This window comes from Lentzea cavernae, from assembly GCF_014653695.1.
In the GTDB taxonomy this organism is placed as follows: Bacteria; Actinomycetota; Actinomycetes; order Mycobacteriales; family Pseudonocardiaceae; genus Lentzea; species Lentzea cavernae.
In genome coordinates, this window is the sequence record NZ_BNAR01000011.1 from 61,421 (window position 1) to 82,929 (window position 21,509).

Consider the following 21,509-nt stretch of genomic DNA (forward strand, 5'->3'; position numbering starts at 1 on the left):
CGCCCCTTTCGAACCCTACCGGCCACCTGTCAGGCGCTTGACGGCGTCCGTGAACGCCTGCCCGCGGTGCGCGTAGTCGGTGAACATGTCCATCGACGCCGCCGCGGGAGCCAGCAGCACCGTGTCACCGGGCTGCGCGAGCTCCTGCGCGGCACGCACCACGGCGAGCATCGGGTCTTCGTCCTCAGCGAGGTCGAGCGCGTGGACCGGGACGTCCGGCGCGTGCTTCGCGAGAGCCTCGGCGATCACCGCGCGGTCGGCGCCGATCAGGACCGCGCCTCGCAGCCGATGCGCCTCGGTGCGCACCATGTCCTCGACCGACGCGCCCTTGAGCAGCCCGCCGGCGATCCACACGACGCTCTCGAACGCCCGCAGCGACGCCACGGCCGCGTGCGGGTTCGTCGCCTTCGAGTCGTTGACGTACTTGACGTCCGCGGCGTCGACCGTGACGAGCACGGCGCGATGCGCGGCCGGTTCGAACGCCTCCAGGCCCTCGCGCACGGCCTCGGACGGCACGCCGTAGGCACGCGCCAGAGCCGTGGCGGCCAGGGCGTCCGCGATCCCGGGAGGACCGGCCGGGCGGATCTTCGCGACCTCGACCAGCGCCTCGTCGTCGGCGAACGCCCGGTCGACCAGCCAGCCGTCGCGCACGCCGAGCTGACCGCGTTCCGGCTCCTCCAGCGTGAACCCGACGCGGTCACGGGCGGGCGAGGCCTCCAGCAGGTCGAAGACCAGGTCGTCCTCGAGCCAGCCGATCGCCACGTCACCGGTGAGGACCCGCGCCTTGGCCTGCGCGTAGGCGTCCATGCCGCCGTGCCAGTCGAGGTGGTCCTCGGCGAGGTTGAGCAGCACGCCCGCCTGCGGCCGCACCGACGGCGCCCAGTGCAGCTGGAAGCTCGACAGCTCCACCGCGAGCACCCGGCGACCGGCCAGCAGCGCGTCCACGACGGGAAGGCCGACGTTGCCGCAGGCCACGGCGTCCGCTCCGGCGGCGTGCAGGATCGACTCCAGCATGCCGACCGTCGTGGTCTTGCCGTTCGTGCCCGTCACCGCGAGCCACACCGGCGGGTCGGCCAGCTCCGAGGCCATCCGCCAGGCCAGCTCGACCTCGCCGATCACCTCGATGCCCGCCGAGGCGGCGGCCGCGAGCAACGGGCTGGACGGCCGCCAGCCGGGGCTCGTGACGACGAGGGAGGTGCCGGCCGGGGGTTCCGACAGGCCGGGCACCAGTTCCACGCCCTCGAGCAGCGTTTCCAGCGCGCTCAGTCGCTGGGGCGACGAGTCCGTCACCACGACCTCGGCGCCCGCCGCGAGCAACGCCTCCGCGGCGGACCGGCCGGTCACTCCAGCACCGGCCACCAGCACCTTCGAACCGGCCAGCTTGGTCATAGCTCTAGAACCCGCCCGTCAGCCACTCGCTGTAGAAGACACCGAGACCGAACATGCAGCAGATGCCGGCCATCAACCAGAACCGGATGATGACAGTGGTTTCCGCCCACCCGGCGAGTTCGAAGTGGTGGTGGAACGGCGCCATGCGGAACAGCCGCCGTCGTGAGGTGCGGAAGACCGCGACCTGCAACGCCACCGACAGGGCCTCGACCACGAACAGACCACCGATGACGATCATCAGCAGCTCGGTGCGGGTCGCGATCGCGAGACCGGCGACGAGACCGCCGAGCGCGAGCGAACCGGTGTCACCCATGAAGATCTTGGCCGGAGCCGCGTTCCACCAGAGGAAGCCGATGCAGCCCGCCATCGCGGCCGCGGCGATCACCGCGAGGTCCAGCGGGTCGCGCACGTCGTAACAACCGGCCACGGCGTAGCTGGAGCAGTTGTAGCGGAACTGCCAGAACGAGATCACGACGTACGTGCCGAACACCATCGCCGACGAACCGCCGGCGAGGCCGTCGAGGCCGTCGGTCAGGTTCACGGCGTTCGACCACGCGGCGACCATGCCGTAGCAGAAGACGATGAACCCGACGACGCCGAACGAGACCACGGTGATGTCGCGGACGAACGACAGGTTGACCGACGCGGGCGTCAGGCCGTCCTTGTTCGGGAACTGCAGGACCAGGACCGCGAACGTGATCGTCGCGATGAACTGGCCGACCAGCTTCGCCGTCTTGTTCAGGCCCAGGTTGCGGGCCTTGCGGATCTTGATGAAGTCGTCGAGGAAGCCGACGATGCCGAGCGACGTCGTCAGCATCAGCACGAGCAGGCCGGACGCCGTCGGGGTCTGCCCCGACGCCGAGGCCGACATCGAGTTCACGAGGTGGGTGCCGAGGTAACCGGCCCACATCGCGACCAGGATGGCGAGGCCGCCCATGGTCGGCGTGCCGCGCTTGGTCTTGTGGTGCTGCGGACCGTCCTCGCGGATCTCCTGGCCGAAACCCTGGCGCGAGAAGACCTTGATCAGGTAGGGCGTCAGCAGGATCGACACTGCCAGTGCGATCGCTGCGGCGATCAGGATGCTCTTCACTTGGTTCCTGCCTCCAGCAGGGCCTCGGCAATGCGCCACAGGCGATAGGCGTTGGATGCCTTGACCAGCACTACGTCACCGGGCCGGACTTCCCCCTGGAGCAACGCGATGGCCGCGTCGGCATCCGGCACCCTGACGGATTCGTCTCCCCAAGATCCTTCCAGGTGCGCACCCTGGTGCATCGCGCGGGCCGCCTCCCCGACGACGACCAGCTTGCTGATGTCCAGGCGCACCACCAGGCGGCCGATCTCGTCGTGCTCGCGCACCGCGTCGTCGCCCAGTTCCGCCATCGGGCCGAGGACGGCCCAGCTGCGGCGGGCGGGCGCGGAGGAGCGCGCGATCGACGCGAGCGCCTTCAACGCCGCCCGCACCGAGTCGGGGTTCGCGTTGTAGGCGTCGTCGATCACCGTCACGCCGTCGGGACGGTCCCTGATGTCCATGCGGTGCGCGGAGACCCGTTCGGCCGCGCCGAGCCGTCGCGCCACTTCGTCCGGCGTGGCGCCCAGCTCGAGTGCGATGGCGGCCGCGACCAGCGCGTTGCCGACCTGGTGGGTGCCGTTGACGCCGAGCTTGACCTCGGCGTCGCCCTTCGCGGTCTTCAGCGTGAAGCTCGCACGGGCATGCTCGTCCAGGACGATGTTCTCGGCGCGGACGTCGGCCTTCTGGCTCTCGCCGACGAGGACGACCTTGGCCTTCGTACGACTCGCCATGCCCGCGACCAGCGGGTCGTCGGCGTTGAGGACGGCGACGCCGTCCTGCGGCAGCGACTCGACCAGCTCGCCCTTGCCCTGCGCGATGCCCTCGCGCGAGCCGAACTCGCTGAGGTGCGCGGTGCCGACGTTGAGCACGGCGCCGAACTTCGGCGGGGCGATCTCGCACAGGTTCGCGATGTGGCCGATGCCGCGCGCCGACAGCTCCAGCACGAGGAACTTCGTGTCCTCGGTGGCCCTGAGCGCGGTCCACGGGTGGCCGAGCTCGTTGTTGAACGAACCGGGCGGGGCGATGGTCTCCCCGGCGGGGCTCAGCACCTGGGCGATGAGGTCCTTCGTGGACGTCTTGCCCGCGGAGCCGGTGATGCCGACGATCGTCAGGTCCTTCAGGCGGTCCGTGACGTGGCGCGCGAGCTTGGCCAGCGCCTCCAGCACCGCCGCGCCCTCGCCGCCGGTGTCACCGGCGAGCACGTAGGCGTTGGCGTGCCTGGTCTCCACCGGCGGCGCGATGACCGACGGCGCGTCGACCTCGCGACCCGCCAGCACGCCGGCGGCGCCCTGGGCGACCGCCTGCGCGGCGAAGTCGTGACCGTCCACGCGTTCACCGGGCAGGGCCAGGAAGAGACCCCCTTCGGTGACCTTGCGGGTGTCGAACTCGATGGTGCCGGTGACCACCGGACTGCCATCGGTGGCGTGCAGGCGTCCGCCGACGATCTCAGCGATCTCGGCGAGCGTGAGTGCGATCAACGGTGCGCCTCTCTGATCGCGGCGGTCAGCGTCTCGACGTCCGAGAACGGCTGGACCACGCCGGCGATCTCCTGTCCCGTCTCGTGCCCCTTGCCCGCCACGACGACCACGTCGCCCGGACGTGCCAGTTCCACGGCCTTGCGGATCGCGAGCAACCGGTCGCCGATCTCGAGCACCTCGCCCCGGTTCTCGGCGGCGAGGGCGCCCTCGAGCATGGCGGCCCGAATGGAGGACGCGTCTTCGCTCCTCGGGTTGTCATCGGTGATGATCAACACCTCGGCGCGTTCCGCGGCGGCCGCGCCCATCAACGGCCGCTTCGCCCGGTCCCGGTCGCCACCGCAGCCGAGCACGATGATCACCCGGCCGTCGGTCTTGGCGCGCACGGCGTCGAGCGCGAGGGCGACGGCGGCGGGCTTGTGCGAGTAGTCGACGACCGCGGTGAAGTCCTGGCCCTCGTCGACGCGCTGCATGCGGCCGGGGACCTGGACGTTCCCCAGGCCTTCCTGGATGGCGGCCGCCGGGATGCCCTCCGCGTGCAGGCAGGCGATGGCCAGCAGCGCGTTCGCGACGTTGAAGCTGCCCGCGAGCGGGAGGTGGATCTCGACGTCGAGGCCGGGGCCGTGCGCGGTGAACGTCTGCTCACCGGTCGGCGACACCTCGATGTCGCCGGAGGTCCAGTCGGCGGCCCTGGTCGTGGCGACGGTGGTGGTGCCCGGCTTCACGAGCCGCTCGCCCCACTCGCCGTCGACGCAGACGACCTCCTTGCGCGCGCGGCCGTCGAACAGCTGCGCCTTCACCTCGAAGTACTCCTCCATCGAGGAGTGGAAGTCGAGGTGGTCCTGGCTGAGGTTCGTGAACGCGCCGATCTCGAACTCGGTGGCGGCGACCCTGCCCAGTTCCAGGGCGTGGCTCGACACCTCCATGGCCACGTCGGTGATGCCGCGCTCGGCCATGACCGCGAACAGCGCCTGCAGGTCGGGCGCCTCGGGCGTGGTGTGGGAGCTGTCGAGCTGCTCCGTGCCGATGCGGGTGCCGACCGTGCCGATGAGACCGGTCTGCCTGTTCGCGGCGCGCAGCACCGACTCGATCATGTACGTGGTGGTGGTCTTGCCGGACGTGCCGGTGACACCCCACAACCTGATCTTGGTCGACGGCTGTCCGTAGACGTGCGCGGCGAGCAGGCCCACGACCTCGCGAGGACGCGGGTGGATCAGCACGGGCACGTCCTTGAGGGCGTCGCGCGCGGCTCCGGCCTCGTCGGTCAGGACGGCGACGGCACCGTTCTCGATCGCCGTCGCGGCGAAGTCGGCACCGTGCACGTGCGCGCCCGGGAGCGCGGCGTAGAGGTCTCCGGCGACCACGTGCTGAGCACGCAGAGTAACCCCTGTCACCTGGACGTCGGCATGCGCTGGCCTGGTCAGGTGCACGTCGGCGACCGCGGCGAGAGCAGCCACGGAAGCAGGGCGAATGGCGTTGGGGCGGGGCGGGGCGGTCGCGACCTTGCCCTCGAGCTTGGCAGGCACGGGCAAGAGGCTACCGGCGTGCGCGGAGTGGCCGAGCGGCGCGTTGGCGTTCGGGTGATGATCAGCGGCTCTGAGCCGTTCGGGTGGCCGTCCGCGCTGGTCCTCGTGAGCGAGCCCGTCCGGCCGCACAAGTTCCTGCCGGGTTGGTGACTTAGTGCCCTGTGAGCACTCGTGCACCTGCGGTGAGGTGTGAGTCGGCAGGAGGCGGCGATGAGAACAGGCACGGCGGTGGAACCCAGGAGGTTTTCCTTCTGGGCACCGGACTTCAGTCGATCCGTGACGGTCGGTGTGGACACGTCCGAGTTCGCGTACCACGCGTTCGAATGGGCGGCGCGCCACGCGTGGTCGCTCAGGACGGACCTCCAGGTGTACCTCGCGGACCCCGGTGACACGACGGTCCAGCGGGTCCTGGAACGGCTCCCGATGCTCACCGCCCACTTCCGCCGCAGTGGGGACGACCCGGTGGCCGCACTGGTGGGGGCGTCGGACTCCAGCGCGACCTTGGTCTTGGGGTGCAAGGGAGAACAGCACCGCGGCCTGGGGCTGGGATCCCTCGTCCTCCCGGTGTTGCGCCGCGCGCGGTGCGGTGTCGTGGTGGTGCGCGGACGTCCACAGGCGATCCGCGGCGAGCACGGCTGGATCACCGCTGCCGTCGGCGGGTGCGAGGACCCGGTCGTGCTGCGGCGCGCGGTCGAGCTCTGCCGCACCCGCCGAGCGCGGCTGCGGCTGCTGCACGTCCACCTGCCGGCCCAGCACGGCGACTCCGTGCCGCGCGACGAGGCCGCGGTCCGCCGGGCCGTGCTGTTCCTGCGCACCACCGCTCCCGAGCTGACGCCGGAGGTGCAGGTGGAGTCACGGCACCCGCACGAGGCGTTGGCCGCCCTGGATTCCGACCTCGTCGTGGTGGGGCGCGGCGGGCAGCACGACGGGGTCGGTCTGATCACCAGAGCCGCGCTGTACCACTCGTCGTGTCCGGTGCTGGTGGCTCGGCCGGAGCCGATGCACGACGACCGCAAGACTCCTTAACAAGCCTTGCGCAGCACCGTTCCGGTCGTGCCCGGCAACACCACGTAGGTGACCGGCGCGCCGTGCTCGTTCTTCTGCGTCTCGGCGAGGCGCACGGTGAGCGGGGCGCTGCCGGTCTTGTTGGCGTTGACGAGCACGGTGCCGCACTCGAAGTCGCGCTGGTGCACGTTCTTCGCGATCTCGTGGTGCTCGCCGAGGGGTGCGCCGAGGTCCCAGTCGTACTCGCCGCGCCACTGCGAGGGGCCGTCGTAGCCGTCGGTCTTGTCGATCTCGGAGATCGCGGCGTGCTCGCCCTTGGCCAGCAGGTAGCTCGCGAAGGCGTAGCGGAACGGCTGTTCGGCGCCGCTGTGGTGCGGCTGGACCCAGGTGATCTTGCCCTTGGCCTCGTTGGCGGTGATCTGGGCGATCTGCCGGCTCCAGCCCTGCGGGTACTCCGAGAGCAGGTCTTTGTCGCCGAAGGTCAGCCACCACTCGTCGAAGCCGCCGTCGAGGTGTTCGACGTAGGAGTCCCACGCGCCTTCGTACAAGCGGGCGTTGGACATGTTCGCGACGGTCTTGAGGCCAGCGTCCACGAACTTCTGCCTGGTGCCGGCGAGCATCGAGAGGTAGGCCTCGCGCATCGCGGCGTCGGTCGGGTACGCCGCCGGGCAGACGCCTTGGTGGTAGGTGTCGCAGGCGAACAGGGCGTTGTCCATCAGGACGCCGTCGAAGGCCTTCGCCGAGGACGCGATCACGTTGTCCGCCCAGGCGTTCTGGTACTCGGCGTTGCCGACGTCCATCTGCCAGTGGCCCGCGTAGCCGCCGTACTCGAGGCGGTTGCCGCCGGAGTCGGTGAGGAACCACGAGGGGTCGGCCGCGCAGTAGCCGACGCCGGTGGGGAGGTCGGCGTCGTCGGCACCGCCGGAACAGGCGTAGCTGCGCGTCGAGGAGAGATCTTTGTAGACGAACACCTGGATCTCCGGGTTCGCCTTCTTGAACTTCGCGGCAAGATCGGTTTCCCAGGCGTTCAACACGACGTACGAACGTCGTTCAGCCTCTTTCTCGATCATTTCCACGGAAACGTTCGTGCTGTTCATGTGCAGCCAGTACGACTTCACGTCAGGCACTTCCTCCGGAGGCTGAGCTGCAGGAACGACCGGAATCCCCAGCAACAACGCCAAGATCGAATATCCGATGGAACGCACGACGCACCTCACCTCGTTCAGCTCTCCGGTTTCGGAGAATTAAACGGGATGAAATGCGTCTCAACACGAAGAAGTTTTCACAGTCAAAAGAACGGGATCACGCCTGGGCGCATCCGCACCTCTTGTGGATCCGGGGCGCGCCACGCACAATGCGCGCCCTTACAGCTGCAGCTGGACGTACGGCGTCTGCTCGGCCGACATCGGCACCTGGAACCGCTGGGTCAGGAAGGTCGCGATGTCGTGGAACACGGGCGCGGCCGACTGGGCGCCGGACGGCGCGTCGAGCATGATGCCGACGACGTAGCGCGGGTTGTCGGCCGGGAGGATGCCGGCGAACGTCGTCCAGTACTGGGACTGGGAGTAGCACTTGCAGGCCTGGTCGATCTGCTGCGCCGTGCCGGTCTTGCCCGCGATCTGGTAGCCGGGCACGGCGGCCGGCTTGCCGGTGCCGTTCTGGTTCGCGTCGCGCGGGTCGGACTGGGTGACCGAGCGGAACATCTCGCGGACGGTCTTCGCCGTCTCCGGCGACACCACGCGCACGCCGTCCGGACGCTGCTTCTCCGAGCGCGCGCCCTCCTCGCCGATCTCGGCGCGGACCAGCCGCGGCGGGATGCGCACCCCGTCGTTGGCGATGGCCTGGTACATGCCGGTCATCTGCAGCAACGTCATGGAGAGGCCCTGGCCGATCGGCAGGTTGCCGAAGGTCGAGCCGGACCACTGGCCGAGCGGCGGGACCTGGCCTGCCTCCTCCGCCGGGACGCCGGAGTTCGTGCGGCGGCCGAGCCCGAACTTCTGCAGCATCTCGGCGTAGCGCTCCTGGCCCACCTGCTGGGCGGCCTCCAGCGTGCCGACGTTGGAGGACTTGGCGAACACGCCGGTGAACGACATCGGGACGGTGCCGTGGTTCCAGGCGTCCTTGATGACCCGGTCGGCGACCTTGATCGACCCCGGCACCTGCAGCACGTCGCCCGGCTTGAACAGGCCGTACTCGACGGCGGCGGCGGCCGTGACGATCTTGTTCACGGAGCCGGGCTCGAAGCTGTAGGCGACCGCGGTGTTGCGCTTCTGGTCCTCGGAGGCCTTGCCGAAGTCGGTCGGGTCGTAGGTCTTGTCGTTGGCCATCGCGACGATCTCGCCGGTGCGGCTGTCCAGCACGACCGCGGAACCGTTCTTGGCGCCGGTCTTCTTCGTGTAGTCCGTGATGATCTTCTGGACGGCGTGCTGCGTGTCGATGTCGATCGTCAGCTCGAGGCTCTTGCCCGGCTGCGGCTTCACGAGCTCGCGCTCGGTGTTCGGGATGACGAGGGTGTCGTCGCCCGACATCGTGTCGACCACGCGCCGGCCCGTGCGGCCCGCGAGCACGTTGTCCTGGGCGTTCTCCAGCCCGAGGATGCCCTGGACGGTCGGAGGCTTCTCCTCCTGGCGCCAGTTGGCCGCGCCGATGATGTTCGACGCCAGCTCGCCGTTGGGGTAGATGCGCTTGGAGCGGTACTCCGAGCCGATCTCCGTCGGGAACTTCTCGACGATCTTCGCGGCCTTCGCCGGCTCGGCCTCGCTGACCAGGACCTCGTAGGAGATGTCCTTCACGAGCTGCTGGTAGACCGTCTCCTCGTCGGTCTTCTCCCCGTTGACCTCGGGGCCCAGCGTCGACGAGATGAACTTCGCGACCTCGCGCGCGTGCTCGTCATAGGTGCCCGGGTACTTCTCCGCGTCCTTCGCGTGCGCCTCGTCCCAGGTCTTGCGCGCGCGCTGCGGAAGGATGTAGAGCGCGCGCACCTCGATCGAGAACGCGAGCTGGTTGCCGTTGCGGTCGAGGATCGACCCGCGCTCGGCGGGGATGTCGATGGGCGTCGTGCGCTGCTTCTGCGCCTGCAGCGACAGCTCGTCCGCCTGGATGCCCTGCACCTGCACGAGCTTGACGCCCGCGATCAGCAGCGCGCCGATCAGCAGCACGCGGCCGACGCCGATGCGCAGCCTGCTGTTGCCGCCCAGGCGCGCGGCCGGGCGGGAGCCGCGCACCGACAACGGGCGGCGCGGGCCCCTTTGCTGCGGACCGGGCATCAGCCACCCGCCGGAGGGGTCTGACCGGCAGGTGGGTTCTGGCCGGCGGGCGGCTGCTGGCCGGCGGGCGGCTGCTGGCCGGCGGGCGGCTGCTGGCCGGCGGGCGGTTCCTGACCGGGCGGCGGCGCGGGCGTCTCCGGGGACGGCGGAGGCGGAGGCGTCGACTTGGTCGGCGCGCTCGGCTTGCCGAACTCCTCGATCGACCCGTCCGGGTTCTGCCGCAGCCGTGCCGGGTTCGTCGGCTCGACCATGCCCATCTCGCTCGCGCGGCGGGACAGGTCGGTCGGCGACTCGAGCAACGCCACCTCGCGGCGCAGCTGCTCCATCTGCAACGTCAGCTTCTCGGCCTCCGCCCGTGCCTCCTGCAACCGGTAGGTGTCGGCGGCGGCCTGGGTGGAGAAGTACATGATCCCGGCGACGCCCGCGCCCAGCACGAGCATGACCAGCACGACGAACGGGGCGTTGGACACGACCTTCTGCTGCGGGCTCGCGGTGCCGCCGCGCAGGTTCGACGCGCGCTGGGCCCGCCGCGCGTAGGCGCGCTCGGCGCCGGCGGAACGGCGCCGGGCCTTGTCCTTCTGCTCGGCCTTGTCCTTCGAGGGGTCGCGGGGCGACGGCCCGCCGACCCGTGCGGGTGCCGTCACCTCGGTGCTCCGATCCGCTCGGCCGCGCGCAGGCGCACCGGCGCCGCACGCGGGTTGTCCTCGATCTCCTGCTCGTTCGCGAGCTCCGCGCCCTTGGTGAGCAGCTTGACCTCGGGCCCGTGGCCCGGCAGCTCGACCGGCAGGCCCGGCGGCGTCTTCGACTTCGCGAGCTCCGCGAGCGCCTGCTTCACCATCCGGTCCTCGAGGGACTGGTAGGACTCCACGACGATCCGCCCGCCGATGCCGAGCACGCCCAGCGCGGCCGGCAGCGCGAGCCGCAACGACTCCAGCTCGCCGTTGACCTCGATCCGCAGCGCCTGGAACGTGCGCTTCGCCGGGTGCCCGCCGGTGCGCCGCGAGGCCGCGGGCACGACGGCGTAGAGCAGCTCGACGAGCCGGCCCGAGTTCGTGAACGGCTCCTTCTCGCGCTCCCGCAGCACCGCGGAGGCGATCTTGCCCGCGAACCGCTCCTCGCCGTAGGTGGAGAGGATCCGCGCGAGGTCGCCGTGCCCGTAGGTGTTGAGGACGTCCGCCGCCGTCATGCCGGTGCCCTTGGACATCCGCATGTCGAGCGGGGCGTCCTTCGAGTACGCGAACCCGCGCTCCTCCTCGTCGAGTTGCAACGAGGACACGCCGAGGTCCATCAGCACGCCGTCGACCTTCGAGAAACCGAGGTCCTCCACGGCTTCGTCGATGTGGTCGTAGGTGACGTTCACGAGGTGGACGCGGTCACCGTGACGGGCGAGGCGCTTGCCGGCCATCTCGATGGCCTGCGGGTCGCGGTCGAGCCCGATGAGCGTGAGTTCGGGGTGGGCGCTCAACAGCGCGTCGGAGTGGCCGCCCATGCCGAGGGTCGTGTCGACAACGATGGCAGGCTTGCCGTGCAGCGCTGGAGCGAAGAGTTCCAGGACGCGGTCCAGCAGCACCGGTACGTGCCGCGGCTGATCCATCGTCCCTCTGCTCCCCTGATGCGCGTTTCGGGTGACGTCAGGTCCCCGCCCGCCCGTCGAACCTGGCGCCGGGGAAGGTGCGCCAGGGCCGATACTCGAGCGGACCGAGGCCTCACGGCACCCGAATCGCGTTTGAACATCCGGCCTGTTGCTCGGCTGACCGCCATCAGAAGACGCCCGGAATGACCTCCTCGCGAGCGGTGGCGTAGCCGTCCTCGTGCTCGTCGAGATAGGTCTGCCAGGCCGCCGCGTCCCAGATCTCCAACCTGGTGAACGCGCCGACGACCACGCACTCCTTGGTCAGCCCGGCATACCGGCGCAGTTCCGGTGCGATCAGGACGCGGCCCTGACCGTCCGGACGCTGCTCGTCCGTTCCTGCGAACAGATAACGCTGGTAGGCGCGTACGGCGTCGTTGGTGAACGGCGCCTCGGCGACCTTCCTCGCCATCTGCTCGAACTCCGCCCGGGGGAACACGTACAGGCAGTGGTCCTGGCCCTTGGTGACCATGAGACCTCCCGCCAGTTCGTCCCGGAACTTCGCAGGCAGTGTCAGCCGACCTTTGTCGTCCAGGCGCGGGTAGTGAGTGCCGAGGAACATCGGCGAACACCTCCCTTGCCGGGCGACGAGACCGGCAGTGGAGCCCCCGTCTGCCCCACCGGCCGCCACAGTACCCCACTTTTCACCACAGTCAACGTTGAAACAGGTGTTTGCACACCATGTCGCAACCTGTTTTCCCAGGTAGACGCCGTGGGGCGCCCTGGGGGGACGGTGGGGGAAGTGGTCAGGCACCACCTTCGCGGGTGAGGGTTCTGCCCCGAATAAGCACTCGAACGGCCTAGAAATTTTGGCCAAAACATGCGGTTGGAACGCATCGGTGGGGGAAGGTGGAATGAGGTGGCGCGAACCCGATGTGGCCCGCAGGTGTAGGGCACTTAGCCGTGGTTTGACACACTGCGTGAAACGCTCACACGTCCGTGTTCCGGACACGGCTGCTGGAGGTTTAGTGACGCCGGGAAGCCCAAGCGCGAACAGTCACGCGCCGGTCGATCAGGTTCTGGGTGAGTTGCACGGCGCCGTCCAGCGCATCGCCGCCAACGTCGAGCGGGTGCTCGTCGGCAAACCCGACGTGGTCCGCCTCGCCCTCGTGACGCTGCTCGCCGAGGGGCACCTGCTGGTCGAGGACGTGCCGGGTGTCGGCAAGACCTCGCTGGCGAAAGCGCTTGCCCGTTCGATCGACTGCACCGTGAGCCGGGTGCAGTTCACGCCCGACCTGCTGCCGAGCGACATCACCGGCTCGTCGATCTACAACCGGCAGGAGAACGACTTCGAGTTCCGGCCGGGACCGATCTTCGCGAACATCGTCGTGGGCGACGAGATCAACCGCGCCTCCCCGAAGACGCAGTCCGCGCTGCTGGAGTGCATGGAGGAGCACCAGGTCACGGTCGACGGGAACACCTACCCGCTCGGCTCGCCGTTCATGGTGATCGCCACGCAGAACCCGATCGAGATGGAGGGCACCTACGCCCTCCCCGAGGCGCAGCGCGACAGGTTCACCGCGCGCGTGTCGATCGGGTACCCCGACCCGCAGGCCGAGCTCGCCATGGTCGACGAGCACGCGGGCCACAACCCGCTCGACGACCTGCGGCCGGTCTCGGACGCGGCGCAGATCCTGCGGCTGATCGAGGCCGTCCGCCGGGTGCACCTGTCCCCCGAGGTCCGCCGGTACGCCGTCGAGCTGGTGTCGGCCACGCGCCGCCTGCCGGAACTGCGGCTGGGTGCCTCTCCTCGCTCGACGCTGCACCTCGTCCGCGCCGCCCGCGCGCAGGCCGCACTGGCCGGCCGCGACTTCGTGGTGCCGGACGACGTCCACGCGGTGTCGATCCCGGTGCTCGCCCACCGCCTGGTGCTGACCGCGGAGGCGCAGGCCGCCCGCCGGTCCCCCGCCGAGCTGATCAGGGCGTTGCTGCAGCGGGTGCCGGTGCCGACGGCGGCGCTCGACCCGAGCGCCGCGTTCGTCCGCATGAACAACAACGCAGGGACGCCACGCTGACGATGCGCACCGCACTCTCCGGTCTGACCACACGCGGACGATGCTTGCTGGCCGCGGGGTTCGCCGCCGGAGTGTGCGCCGCTGTGCTGAACGAACGCGACCTGCTCAGGGTCGCGGCCTTCGTCATCGCGCTGCCGCTGCTGGCAGCGTGGCTCGCGACGAGGGCCCGGGTCGGCCTGCGCGCCGCCCGCTTCCTCGCGCCGAGCCGGGTGCCGGTCGGTGCCGCGTCCGAGGTGAAGCTCGACCTGCGCAGCACGGGCCGGCTGCCCACGGGCGGGCTCATGCTGGAGGACACCGTCCCGTACGCCCTGGGCGCGCGGCCGCGGTTCCTGGTGGAGCGGCTGCCCCGCAACACGCCGACGACGTTGCGCTACCCGCTCAAGCCGGTGATGCGCGGGGTCCAGCAGGTCGGCCCGCTGATGGCGCGGATCACCGACCCGTTCGGGCTCGCCGAGTTCGACCGCGAACTCGCGGGCCGGTCGCGGCTGGTCGTGGTGCCCCGCGTCGTGCGGCTGGCGGGTCTGCCCGGTGGTTCGGGCATGGGCGCGGGCGACGACGGCTCGGTGCGCCTGCGGGCCGGTCAGGGTGAGGACGACGCGGTCGTGCGGCCGTACCGCCAGGGCGACGACCTGCGGAAGGTCCACTGGCGGTCGACCGCCCGGCGGGACGAGCTGATGGTGCGCGTCGAGGAACGCCCGTGGCGCGGCGGCACGACGGTGCTGCTCGACCACCGGGTCCACGCGCACCGCGGCAGCGGGCCGACGGCGTCCCTGGAGTGGGCCATCTCGTTCGCGGCGTCGATCTGCCTGCACCTGCACCACTTCGGCCACCAGGTCCGCCTGGTCGCCGAGGACGGGCGGGTGCTCGCGGGCGGGTCGTCCGACGGCGGCCACAGCGACCACGTGGTGCTCGACTCCCTCGCGGCGCTGCAGGGCTCGCACCGCCGTGAGCTCAGCGGCGGGATGGACCCCGGCGCGGGCCAGGAGGTCATCGCGGTGCTCGGCGGACTGTCGCCTGCGTCCGCGGAGGAACTGGTCCGGTACCGGCCGCGCGGCACGCGCAGCCTGGCCGTGTTGCTGGACGTGAACGCGTGGTCGGGCGGCACCGACGCCGCCGCTCCGGAACCCGAGGACGCCCGGCGGTTGCTGAGCGGCGCGGGCTGGGGCGTGGCGATCGCGAAGCCGTCCGCCTCGATGCAGCAGGTGTGGCAGGAGTTGTGCGCCTCGGCGGGGACCCGGGGTTCGTCGTTCCGCTCGGAGGTGGGCTGAGATGGGGACCCGTTCCGCTCCCGCGAGGAACGCGGAGCCCGAGTGGTTCACGTCGGCGACGCCGTGGATCGCCGCGCTGGCCGTGCTCTGCGCCTCCACCGCGCTGTCCGGTGTGATCGAGGGCGACCTGTGGCTCGTGCGCATCGGCGTGGTGATCGTCGCGATCACCGTGACCGGCGCGTTCCTGCGCGCGACCCGGCTGACCCCGCCGCTGGTCGCGATCGCCCAGGTGGTCGTGCTGTTGTGCCTGCTCACGGCGTTGCACACGCGGTCGGGCATCTTCCTGTTCATCCCCGGTCCCGAAGCGCTGGGCGAACTCGGCGACGTGCTCGCGGAGTCCGTCGCGCAGGTGCAGACCGGGGTGCCGCCGGTGCACGCGTCACCGGCGATCCAGGCGCTCGTGGTGTTGGCGATCGGCCTGGTCGCGGTGCTGGTCGACACGCTCGCGGTGGCCGCGGCGGCTCCGGCGGCGTCCGGGCTGGTGCTGCTGTGCGTGTTCGCGGTGCCCGCGTCGCTGGCCGACGAGATGCTGCCGTTCTGGACGTTCATCCTCGGCGCGGCGGCGTTCGCGATGCTGCTCGCGGTCGACGGCCAGCACCGGCACGAGGCGTGGCGCGGCAGGCTCGGCTCCGGGTCGGCGAGCGGGTCCGGCGGGTCCGCGACCTCGGTGGCGGCGATCGCGATGGTGATCGCGCTGGTGGTCGGCGCGGGCTTCACGCTCGTCGGCACCGTCGGCAGGCTGCCCGGCAGCGGCGTCGGCGGTGGCGGCAAGGGCGGTATCGGGCTGAGCGAGATGACGTCGCTGCGCGGCATGCTCGACCGCGGCAGGACCGCCGAGGTGTTCTACGTGCGCGGTATGGAGGACGCGGCCTACATGCGGGCGTCGACGCTCGCCGAGTACGTGCCGAACAAGGGCTGGGTGCGCGGCAGTCCTCCCGGCGGCCAGCCCGCGCGCGGTGAGCTTCCGCCCCAGCCCGGCGACCGCGGCGAGGGCAAGACCACCCGCATCAACGTCGAACCGCGTGACTGGCGGAGCTTCTGGCTGCCGACCTACGGCGCCGTCCGCCGCATCGACACCCCGGACGACGACTACCAGTTCGACTCGAAGAAGGGCGTGATCTACACCCAGCGCGAGCGCGAACCGGACTCCTACGAGATCGACACGGTGATGTCGACGCCGACGAAGCAGGCGCTGCGGCTGGCGCCGACCCAGGCGAACGCGGTCGACCGCGAGTACTACAAGTTCGACGGGGTCGAGCAGGAGGTCGTGGACCTCGCGAAGAAGGTCGTCGAGGGCGCCACCAACGACTTCGACAAGGCGGCGAAGCTCTCCGAGTTCTTCAACAGCCCCACCAGCGACTTCAAGTACGAGCTCAGGACGCAGGGCGACGTCACGAGGGACGCGCTGACCGACTTCGTGCTCAGGAGCAAGGTCGGCTACTGCGAGCAGTACGCGTCCGCGATGGCCGTGATGGCCCGCGTGGTGGGCCTGCCCTCACGCGTGGCGATCGGTTTCACCGCCGGTGTCATGTCCGCGGACAACTCCTACCGCGTGATCAGCACCGACGACGCGCACGCGTGGGTCGAGATCTTCTTCCCGAACTTCGGCTGGATGACCTTCGACCCGACCCCGATCTCCGACGGGCGGGGCATCCAGCCGCCGTACCTGCGCGAGACGGCGCCGGGCCAGGAGGAGGTGCCGACCGCCGAGACGACGACGGAGTCGGCGGCGCCGTCCGCGTCCGGCTCCGCCCAGGCCTCGGCCTCGCCCGACGGCGAGGACGGTGACCAGGGGCTGCCGCAGGCGAGTGCCGAGAGCACGCCGTCGTGGCACCTGTGGGCGCTGGGAGTGGTCCTGCTGCTCGCGGCGCTGTTGTCGATCTTCCTGGTGCTGGCCCTGCTCGGCGTGATCGGCGCGGGCCTGATGGGCGTGTCGTGGGCGCGCAAGCTGCTGGTGCCGGCCGCGGCCGGGCTGTGGCTGATAGGCGTGGGGCTCGCGGCCGCGTTGCTGTCGTGGTGGCTCGCGGTGCTGCTCGTGCTCGCCGGGCTCCTGTTCACACCGATGCTCGTGCGTGCCGTACGACGGCGCAACCACCTGCACGCGGTGACGGCATTGGGTCCCGGAGCGGCTTCGGCGGCCTGGAGCGAGCTCATGGCGGAGTCGATCGACCGCGGCGCGCCGGTGCCCGCCGCCGAGACGATCAGGATCGCCGCCCGCCGGTTGGCGCGGGAGCACAACCTCGACGACGCGGGCAAGGACGGCCTGCGCACGGTGATCGGGGCGATCGAGCGGTCCTGGTACAGCCCGAACCCGGCCGCCGACCCGGCGTTGCCCGGCGCGCTGGCCGCGGTGCGGCAGTCGCTGCGGCAGAACGCCCCGCTGTCGGTGCGGGCGAAGCTGTTCCCGAAGTCGGTGCTGAAGCCGGCGCCCGCGCCGGTGGCCGACGCGCCCGACCGGGAGCCCGTCGGGGTGTAGCTGTTCGTCGGACGAAGCGAAGGGCCCGCCCCCTCTCGGGGGCGGGCCCTTCGCTTCGAAGCTTGTTCGGTGGGGCTTACTGCTCTTCGTCGAAGCGACGGCGGAAGCGCTCTTCCATCCGTTCGGAGAACGAGCTGCGGCTGCGCGCTGGCTTGCCGTCCTCCTGCGCTCCCTCGGCGACCTGGTCACCGCGACGCAACGTCGTCAGGGTGATGAGCGCACCGAAGAACATGAGCAGGAAGCCGAAGACGCTCACCACGGGGATGCTGGCGATCGAGAGCGCCGGCAGCATCACTCCGGTGATGAGCGCGGCAACGCCGACGACGAACAACACGATGCCTTGTACGCGGCGCCGCTTGGACGGCCGCCGCAACTTGGCGCCTCGTACGGTGGATGCGAACTTCGGGTCCTCGGCGTAGAGCGCGCGCTCGATCTGGTCGAGCAGTCGCTGCTCGTGCTCGGAGAGTGGCATCGTTCCTCCTCCGGCACAGCGGTCGCGGGCGCCGGGTGTTTTCGGTTTCCGCCGAACCCGGCGGACGACCCACCCTGGGGACGTCACCTTCCAGGATACGATCCGCGCGCCCCGGCGACTAGCCAGTCGGCATTCTCATACGGTCTGTTCTGTCACCATCATCCTCCTGGGGCAGTGGTGAGGCCTTCGTGAGGCTCCTTCCGGCCCCTTGTGGCCTTGCGTTCACATGCAGTTCGGCTGCGGGCCTTGCCCGGGAAAGCCCCGCTTGCTCGGATCGGTCGCATGACCGAACTCATCGTCAACGGCGCCGCCGAGCAGGGCCTGACCGGCTGGCTCGTCGTCGCCGGCACCCCCGTGGCGCTGCGGTACGACACCGGCCAGGGGTATCCGGGGCCGGCTGATCCAGGCCCGCCGCAGCGCGGTTCGTCGTTCTTCGGCGGCGGCGGCACACCACTGAGCACGCTGCGACAGAGCGTGACGTTGCCCCGCCGATCGTCTCAGTTCGCGGTGTCCGCGTGGCTCGGCGGCTACGCCTCGCAACAGGACGGCGCTCGACTCTCGGTCGAGTTCCTCGACGCGGGCGGCACGCCACGCGGTCTGGTGGTGCTCGGACCGGTGACCGCGGAGGAGCGCTCGGGCCGCACGGGCCTGCTGGAGCGGTCCGCCACGGGCACCGTGCCGCCGGGCAGCCGCACCGCCGTGGTGACGCTGCAGATGACCCGATCCGGTGGTGGCACGTCGAACGACGGCTACGCCGACAACATCTCGTTCACGGTCGGAGGCCGCTGATGCTGAACCGACGTGATCTCCTGCGCGCCGCGGCCGCCGCCGGCGCTCTCGGCACCGTGTGGCCGCTGTCCGCGGGCCTGTCCCCCGCCGAAGCCCACGCGGCCGCCCTGGACCTCGGAGCGTCCTGGGACGCGGCACCCTTCTGCCTCGGCGTCGGATCCGGGGACCCGTTGCCGGACAGCGTGGTCCTGTGGACCCGGCTCGCCCCCGAACCCCTGGCCTTCGAACAACCGCTGCCCGAGATCGTCGAGGTCGAGTGGTCCGTCGCCACCGACCGCACCATGCGCTCGCGCGTCGCCGGCGGAACCGTCGCGGCGTCCGTCCTGCTGGGGCACAGCGTGCACGTGCCCGTGCACGGACTACGTCCCGGCCGCACCTACTACTACCAGTTCTCGGCCCTGGGCAAGCGTTCCCGCGTCGGCCGCACCCGCACCGCCCCCGTCGGCCCGGTGCCGAAGGTGCGCTTCGCGACGGCGAACTGCCAGGCGTTCCACGACGGCTTCTACGCGGCCCACCGCGGGATCGCCGCCGAGAACCTCGACTTCGTCGTGCACCTGGGCGACTACATCTACGAGCACGGCCAGGTCGGCGGCGCACACGTGCGCGACCACGAGGGCCCCGCCGTGCTGTCCCTCGCGGACTACCGCCGCCGCCACGCCCTGTACAAGGGCGACCCGTCACTACGCGACGCCCACGCCGCCCACCCCTTCTACCTGACGTGGGACGACCACGAGGTCGTGAACGACTACAGCGGCACCGAGGGCTCCGCCCCCTTCGTCAAACGCCGCGCCGCCGCCTACCAGGCCTGGTACGAACACCTCCCGATCCGCTCTGGGAGCGCTCTCGAGCCCCAGATCCACCGCCGCCGCCAGTGGGGTTCGCTGCTCGACCTGACAGTGCTCGACCTCCGCCAGTTCCGCTCCGCGCAGAACCTCGCCGACGGCACGATCCTCGGCGCCTCCCAGAAGCAGTGGCTGCTGGACGGCATCTCGGGCGCCCGCGAGGCGTGGCAGGTGTGGATCAACTCGATCATGCTCTCCCAACTCGCCCGCCAGGGCGGCGGCTACTACTTCACCGACCAGTGGGACGGCTTCCTCGCCGAACGCCGCGAGGTGCTCGGCCACGTGGCCTCTTCGGGCTTGAAGGACCTCGTCGTCCTGACCGGCGACTGGCACTCCGCTTTCGTGGACGACATCAGGCCCGACTTCGACGACCTCTCCTCTCCGGTGATCGGGACCGAGTTCACCGCGCACTCGGTCACCTCCGGCGCCTACTCGCCGGAGTGGAACGCGGTCAACGGCCCCGTGATGGGGGCGGCGAACCCGCACCTGAAGTACTTCGAGGGCAACAGGTACGGCTACGACGTGTACGAGGTGACGCCGGAGCGGTTCACCACGCACATGAAGGTGATCGGGGATCGGCGGGACGCCGCGTCGCCGGTGTCGACGCTGACGACGTTCCACGTCGACCGGGGGAAGGCTGGGAGTTACGAGGACCTGGGGACGGTGGGGTCTGCGGCGCAGTACCGGCGGGCTTAGGGGGTGCCGGACCCGCTGACCGCGTTGGGTTGTGGGGGCTTCTGGGTGCTGTTCGGGCTGGACGGTGAGGGCCTCCACTCCCTGCGGGTCGGCGGGTCGGCGTGTCGGCGGGTCGGCGGGTCGGCGGTGTCGGCGGGTCGGCGGTGTCGGCGGGTCGGCGGTGTCGGCAAGGCGGCGGTGTCGGCAAGGCGGCGGTGTCGGCAAGGCGGCGGTGTCGGCAAGGCGGCGGTGTCGGCAAGGCGGCGGTGCCGGCGGTGTCGGCTGTTTCTGGTTCGGCAGCTCGGGTGCCTGACGGCTTGGATGTTGTGGCTGAGCGGAACTCGGTGGTGACTGGGGTTGGCGGCGGTGGAGGTCCCCACACGGTGACGACGCGCCTCGCAGGCGTCTGCGCGGGGTGCAGGTGGGAAGGCGGCCTGCCCGATTGAGGTGTCGTGTGATGCGCGGGGTGTGAGGTGGGTGGTGCGCGGGTGCTTCGAGCCGGCGGTGACCGGGACTTCGCGGCGGAGGTCCGCGCAGGGGCGTGGCGCGCCTTCGGGTGTCCTCGGTGGACGGGCGGGAAAGCGGCCAGGCCCGTTTGAGATGCGCGGTGAAGGGTGCCCGAGGCCAGGCGCGAGGCCGTCCTGCTCGATGCGCCCCGCGCCTGGCACCAAGTGCGAAGCGCGGTGCCCGAGGCGCCAGCTGCGAGGCGCGGTGCCCGAGACGCCCTGCCTGGGGCACCAGGTGTGCGAGGCGCGGTGCCCGAGAAGCGAGGTGCGAGGCCCGGTGCCCGAGACACCAGGTGCGAGGCCCGGTCCCCGAGACACCAGGTGCCAGGTGCGGTGCCCGAGACACCAGGCGCGAGGTGCGGTGCCCGAGGTGCGAGGTGCGGTGGGCGCGGTTTCCCTGTGGGCCAAGGGCGTCAGCCGATCGGTAGCGGGGTGCGGGCCTGCGGGATCGCCGGGGCGCGGCCGTCCATCACCGCCAGCTCCAGCTGGCGGGCCGGGGAGTCGCCCAGGAGTTTGCGGGCCAGGGTGGTGCCCTTGCGCGGGGCCATGGCCAGTTCGGCCCGCAGGGCCTGGATGCCCACGTAGTGCGACACCTCGTCGAGGATGGCCTTGGTGTCCGGGATCGAGTGGGTGCGGCGGATCGCGTCCACGGCGGCGCGTTCCAAGGGGGCCACGTGGAAGCCCCGGCGCAGGGCCGGTCTGGGGAGGCGGTCTGTTCGTTCCAGGCGCAGGGTGGCGTGGCCCCAGGCTCTGGAGTGGCGTGGGGCGAGGACGTGGATGGCGTCTGCTGTCGGCAGGACGGATCTCATGCCGTGCAGGTACAAGGCGTCGAAGGCGGTGAGCATGGCGCCCTCGCCCGCGTAGAGGAGGGCTGCCTGCACGAGCTGTTCGCGGGACGGGCCCGCCCTGGACAGCAGGAAGATGCTCGGGAACAGGCGTTGCCAGGGGCCGCCGGGGCGGGAGCGCTGGTCGATCAGGGACGACGACAGTCCGATGTGGAGCAGGGCGGCCACCGGGGCCACTCGGTGGACGAAGAGGGTGCCCAGGGCTTCGAGGTCGATGGGGTGGCGCATGGGTCAAGGGTGCGCCCGGGGGAGGGGTGGGGA

Annotated in this window: 17 protein-coding genes; 6 read left to right on the forward strand and 11 right to left on the reverse strand. The window is 70.8% G+C overall.

The window, feature by feature from the left end; all coding sequences use genetic code 11:
* Positions 1-15 precede the first annotated feature (15 nt).
* Genes murD through IE307_RS30735 form a run of 4 tightly spaced genes read right to left on the reverse strand, consistent with a single transcriptional unit; the run spans position 16 to position 5,459 of the window.
* Positions 16-1,389: a UDP-N-acetylmuramoyl-L-alanine--D-glutamate ligase gene (gene murD / locus IE307_RS30720; RefSeq protein ID WP_191302890.1), complete on the reverse strand. Its 1,374-nt coding sequence runs from the start codon at positions 1,387-1,389 to the stop codon at positions 16-18.
* Between the two features lie 4 nt (positions 1,390-1,393).
* A complete protein-coding gene (gene mraY / locus IE307_RS30725; protein WP_191302891.1) occupies positions 1,394-2,479 on the reverse strand; it encodes a phospho-N-acetylmuramoyl-pentapeptide-transferase in 1,086 nt (361 codons plus the stop codon).
* Complete coding sequence (locus IE307_RS30730) at positions 2,476-3,936, reverse strand: UDP-N-acetylmuramoyl-tripeptide--D-alanyl-D-alanine ligase (RefSeq protein WP_191302892.1); 1,461 nt, start codon at positions 3,934-3,936, stop codon at positions 2,476-2,478. Before IE307_RS30730 ends, mraY begins: the two co-directional genes overlap by 4 nt.
* Entirely contained in the window at positions 3,933-5,459 is a 1,527-nt protein-coding gene (locus IE307_RS30735) for a UDP-N-acetylmuramoyl-L-alanyl-D-glutamate--2,6-diaminopimelate ligase (RefSeq protein ID WP_373306054.1), read from the reverse strand. The genes IE307_RS30730 and IE307_RS30735 overlap by 4 nt, the downstream gene beginning before the upstream one ends.
* 276 nt (positions 5,460-5,735) lie before the next feature.
* Between IE307_RS30735 and IE307_RS30740 the strand changes: the two genes are divergently transcribed.
* Positions 5,736-6,485 carry a universal stress protein gene (locus tag IE307_RS30740; protein ID WP_191302893.1) on the forward strand — a complete coding sequence of 250 codons (750 nt, stop codon included), beginning with the start codon at positions 5,736-5,738 and terminating at the stop codon, positions 6,483-6,485.
* Here IE307_RS30740 and IE307_RS30745 read toward each other — a convergent pair.
* From IE307_RS30745 to mraZ, 5 genes are all read right to left on the reverse strand, one after another.
* Positions 6,482-7,582, reverse strand: coding sequence for a putative glycoside hydrolase (locus IE307_RS30745; protein WP_191302894.1), 1,101 nt, complete (start codon positions 7,580-7,582; stop codon positions 6,482-6,484). The two genes, IE307_RS30740 and IE307_RS30745, sit on opposite strands and share 4 nt — an antisense overlap.
* Before the next feature lie 246 nt (positions 7,583-7,828).
* Positions 7,829-9,730: a peptidoglycan D,D-transpeptidase FtsI family protein gene (locus IE307_RS30750; RefSeq protein ID WP_191302895.1), complete on the reverse strand. Its 1,902-nt coding sequence runs from the start codon at positions 9,728-9,730 to the stop codon at positions 7,829-7,831.
* Positions 9,730-10,374 carry a cell division protein FtsL gene (gene ftsL, locus IE307_RS30755; RefSeq protein WP_191302896.1) on the reverse strand — a complete coding sequence of 215 codons (645 nt, stop codon included), beginning with the start codon at positions 10,372-10,374 and terminating at the stop codon, positions 9,730-9,732. Before ftsL ends, IE307_RS30750 begins: the two co-directional genes overlap by 1 nt.
* The gene (gene rsmH / locus IE307_RS30760; RefSeq protein ID WP_191302897.1) at positions 10,371-11,324 is read right to left on the reverse strand and encodes a 16S rRNA (cytosine(1402)-N(4))-methyltransferase RsmH; all 954 of its coding nucleotides are present in this window, start codon (positions 11,322-11,324) and stop codon (positions 10,371-10,373) included. Before rsmH ends, ftsL begins: the two co-directional genes overlap by 4 nt.
* A gap of 166 nt (positions 11,325-11,490) precedes the next feature.
* Positions 11,491-11,922 (reverse strand): division/cell wall cluster transcriptional repressor MraZ, encoded by a 432-nt coding sequence (gene mraZ, locus IE307_RS30765; protein WP_053733094.1) that lies wholly within the window; start codon positions 11,920-11,922, stop codon positions 11,491-11,493.
* A 292-nt stretch (positions 11,923-12,214) separates the two neighbouring features.
* Here mraZ and IE307_RS30770 point away from each other — a divergent pair, with 292 nt between their 5' ends.
* Genes IE307_RS30770 through IE307_RS30780 form a run of 3 tightly spaced genes read left to right on the forward strand, consistent with a single transcriptional unit; the run spans position 12,215 to position 17,119 of the window.
* On the forward strand, positions 12,215-13,375 hold the full coding sequence (locus IE307_RS30770; protein ID WP_373306055.1) for an AAA family ATPase: 1,161 nt from the start codon (positions 12,215-12,217) through the stop codon (positions 13,373-13,375).
* A 2-nt stretch (positions 13,376-13,377) separates the two neighbouring features.
* Positions 13,378-14,643, forward strand: a complete 1,266-nt coding sequence (locus IE307_RS30775; RefSeq protein ID WP_191302898.1) for a DUF58 domain-containing protein — start codon at positions 13,378-13,380, stop codon at positions 14,641-14,643.
* A 1-nt stretch (position 14,644) separates the two neighbouring features.
* A complete protein-coding gene (locus IE307_RS30780) occupies positions 14,645-17,119 on the forward strand; it encodes a transglutaminase TgpA family protein (protein WP_191302899.1) in 2,475 nt (824 codons plus the stop codon).
* Between the two features lie 76 nt (positions 17,120-17,195).
* Here the strand turns inward: IE307_RS30780 and IE307_RS30785 are convergent, their stop codons facing one another.
* Positions 17,196-17,591 (reverse strand): SCO2097 family morphological protein, encoded by a 396-nt coding sequence (locus IE307_RS30785; RefSeq protein ID WP_089917304.1) that lies wholly within the window; start codon positions 17,589-17,591, stop codon positions 17,196-17,198.
* Positions 17,592-17,873: 282 nt separating this feature from the next.
* Here IE307_RS30785 and IE307_RS30790 point away from each other — a divergent pair, with 282 nt between their 5' ends.
* The gene (locus IE307_RS30790) at positions 17,874-18,380 is read left to right on the forward strand and encodes a phosphoesterase (RefSeq protein WP_191302900.1); all 507 of its coding nucleotides are present in this window, start codon (positions 17,874-17,876) and stop codon (positions 18,378-18,380) included.
* The gene (locus IE307_RS30795; protein WP_229905232.1) at positions 18,380-19,918 is read left to right on the forward strand and encodes an alkaline phosphatase D family protein; all 1,539 of its coding nucleotides are present in this window, start codon (positions 18,380-18,382) and stop codon (positions 19,916-19,918) included. Before IE307_RS30790 ends, IE307_RS30795 begins: the two co-directional genes overlap by 1 nt.
* A gap of 898 nt (positions 19,919-20,816) precedes the next feature.
* Here IE307_RS30795 and IE307_RS30800 read toward each other — a convergent pair.
* Positions 20,817-21,476 (reverse strand): hypothetical protein, encoded by a 660-nt coding sequence (locus tag IE307_RS30800; protein ID WP_191302901.1) that lies wholly within the window; start codon positions 21,474-21,476, stop codon positions 20,817-20,819.
* Between the last annotated feature and the right edge of the window lie 33 nt (positions 21,477-21,509).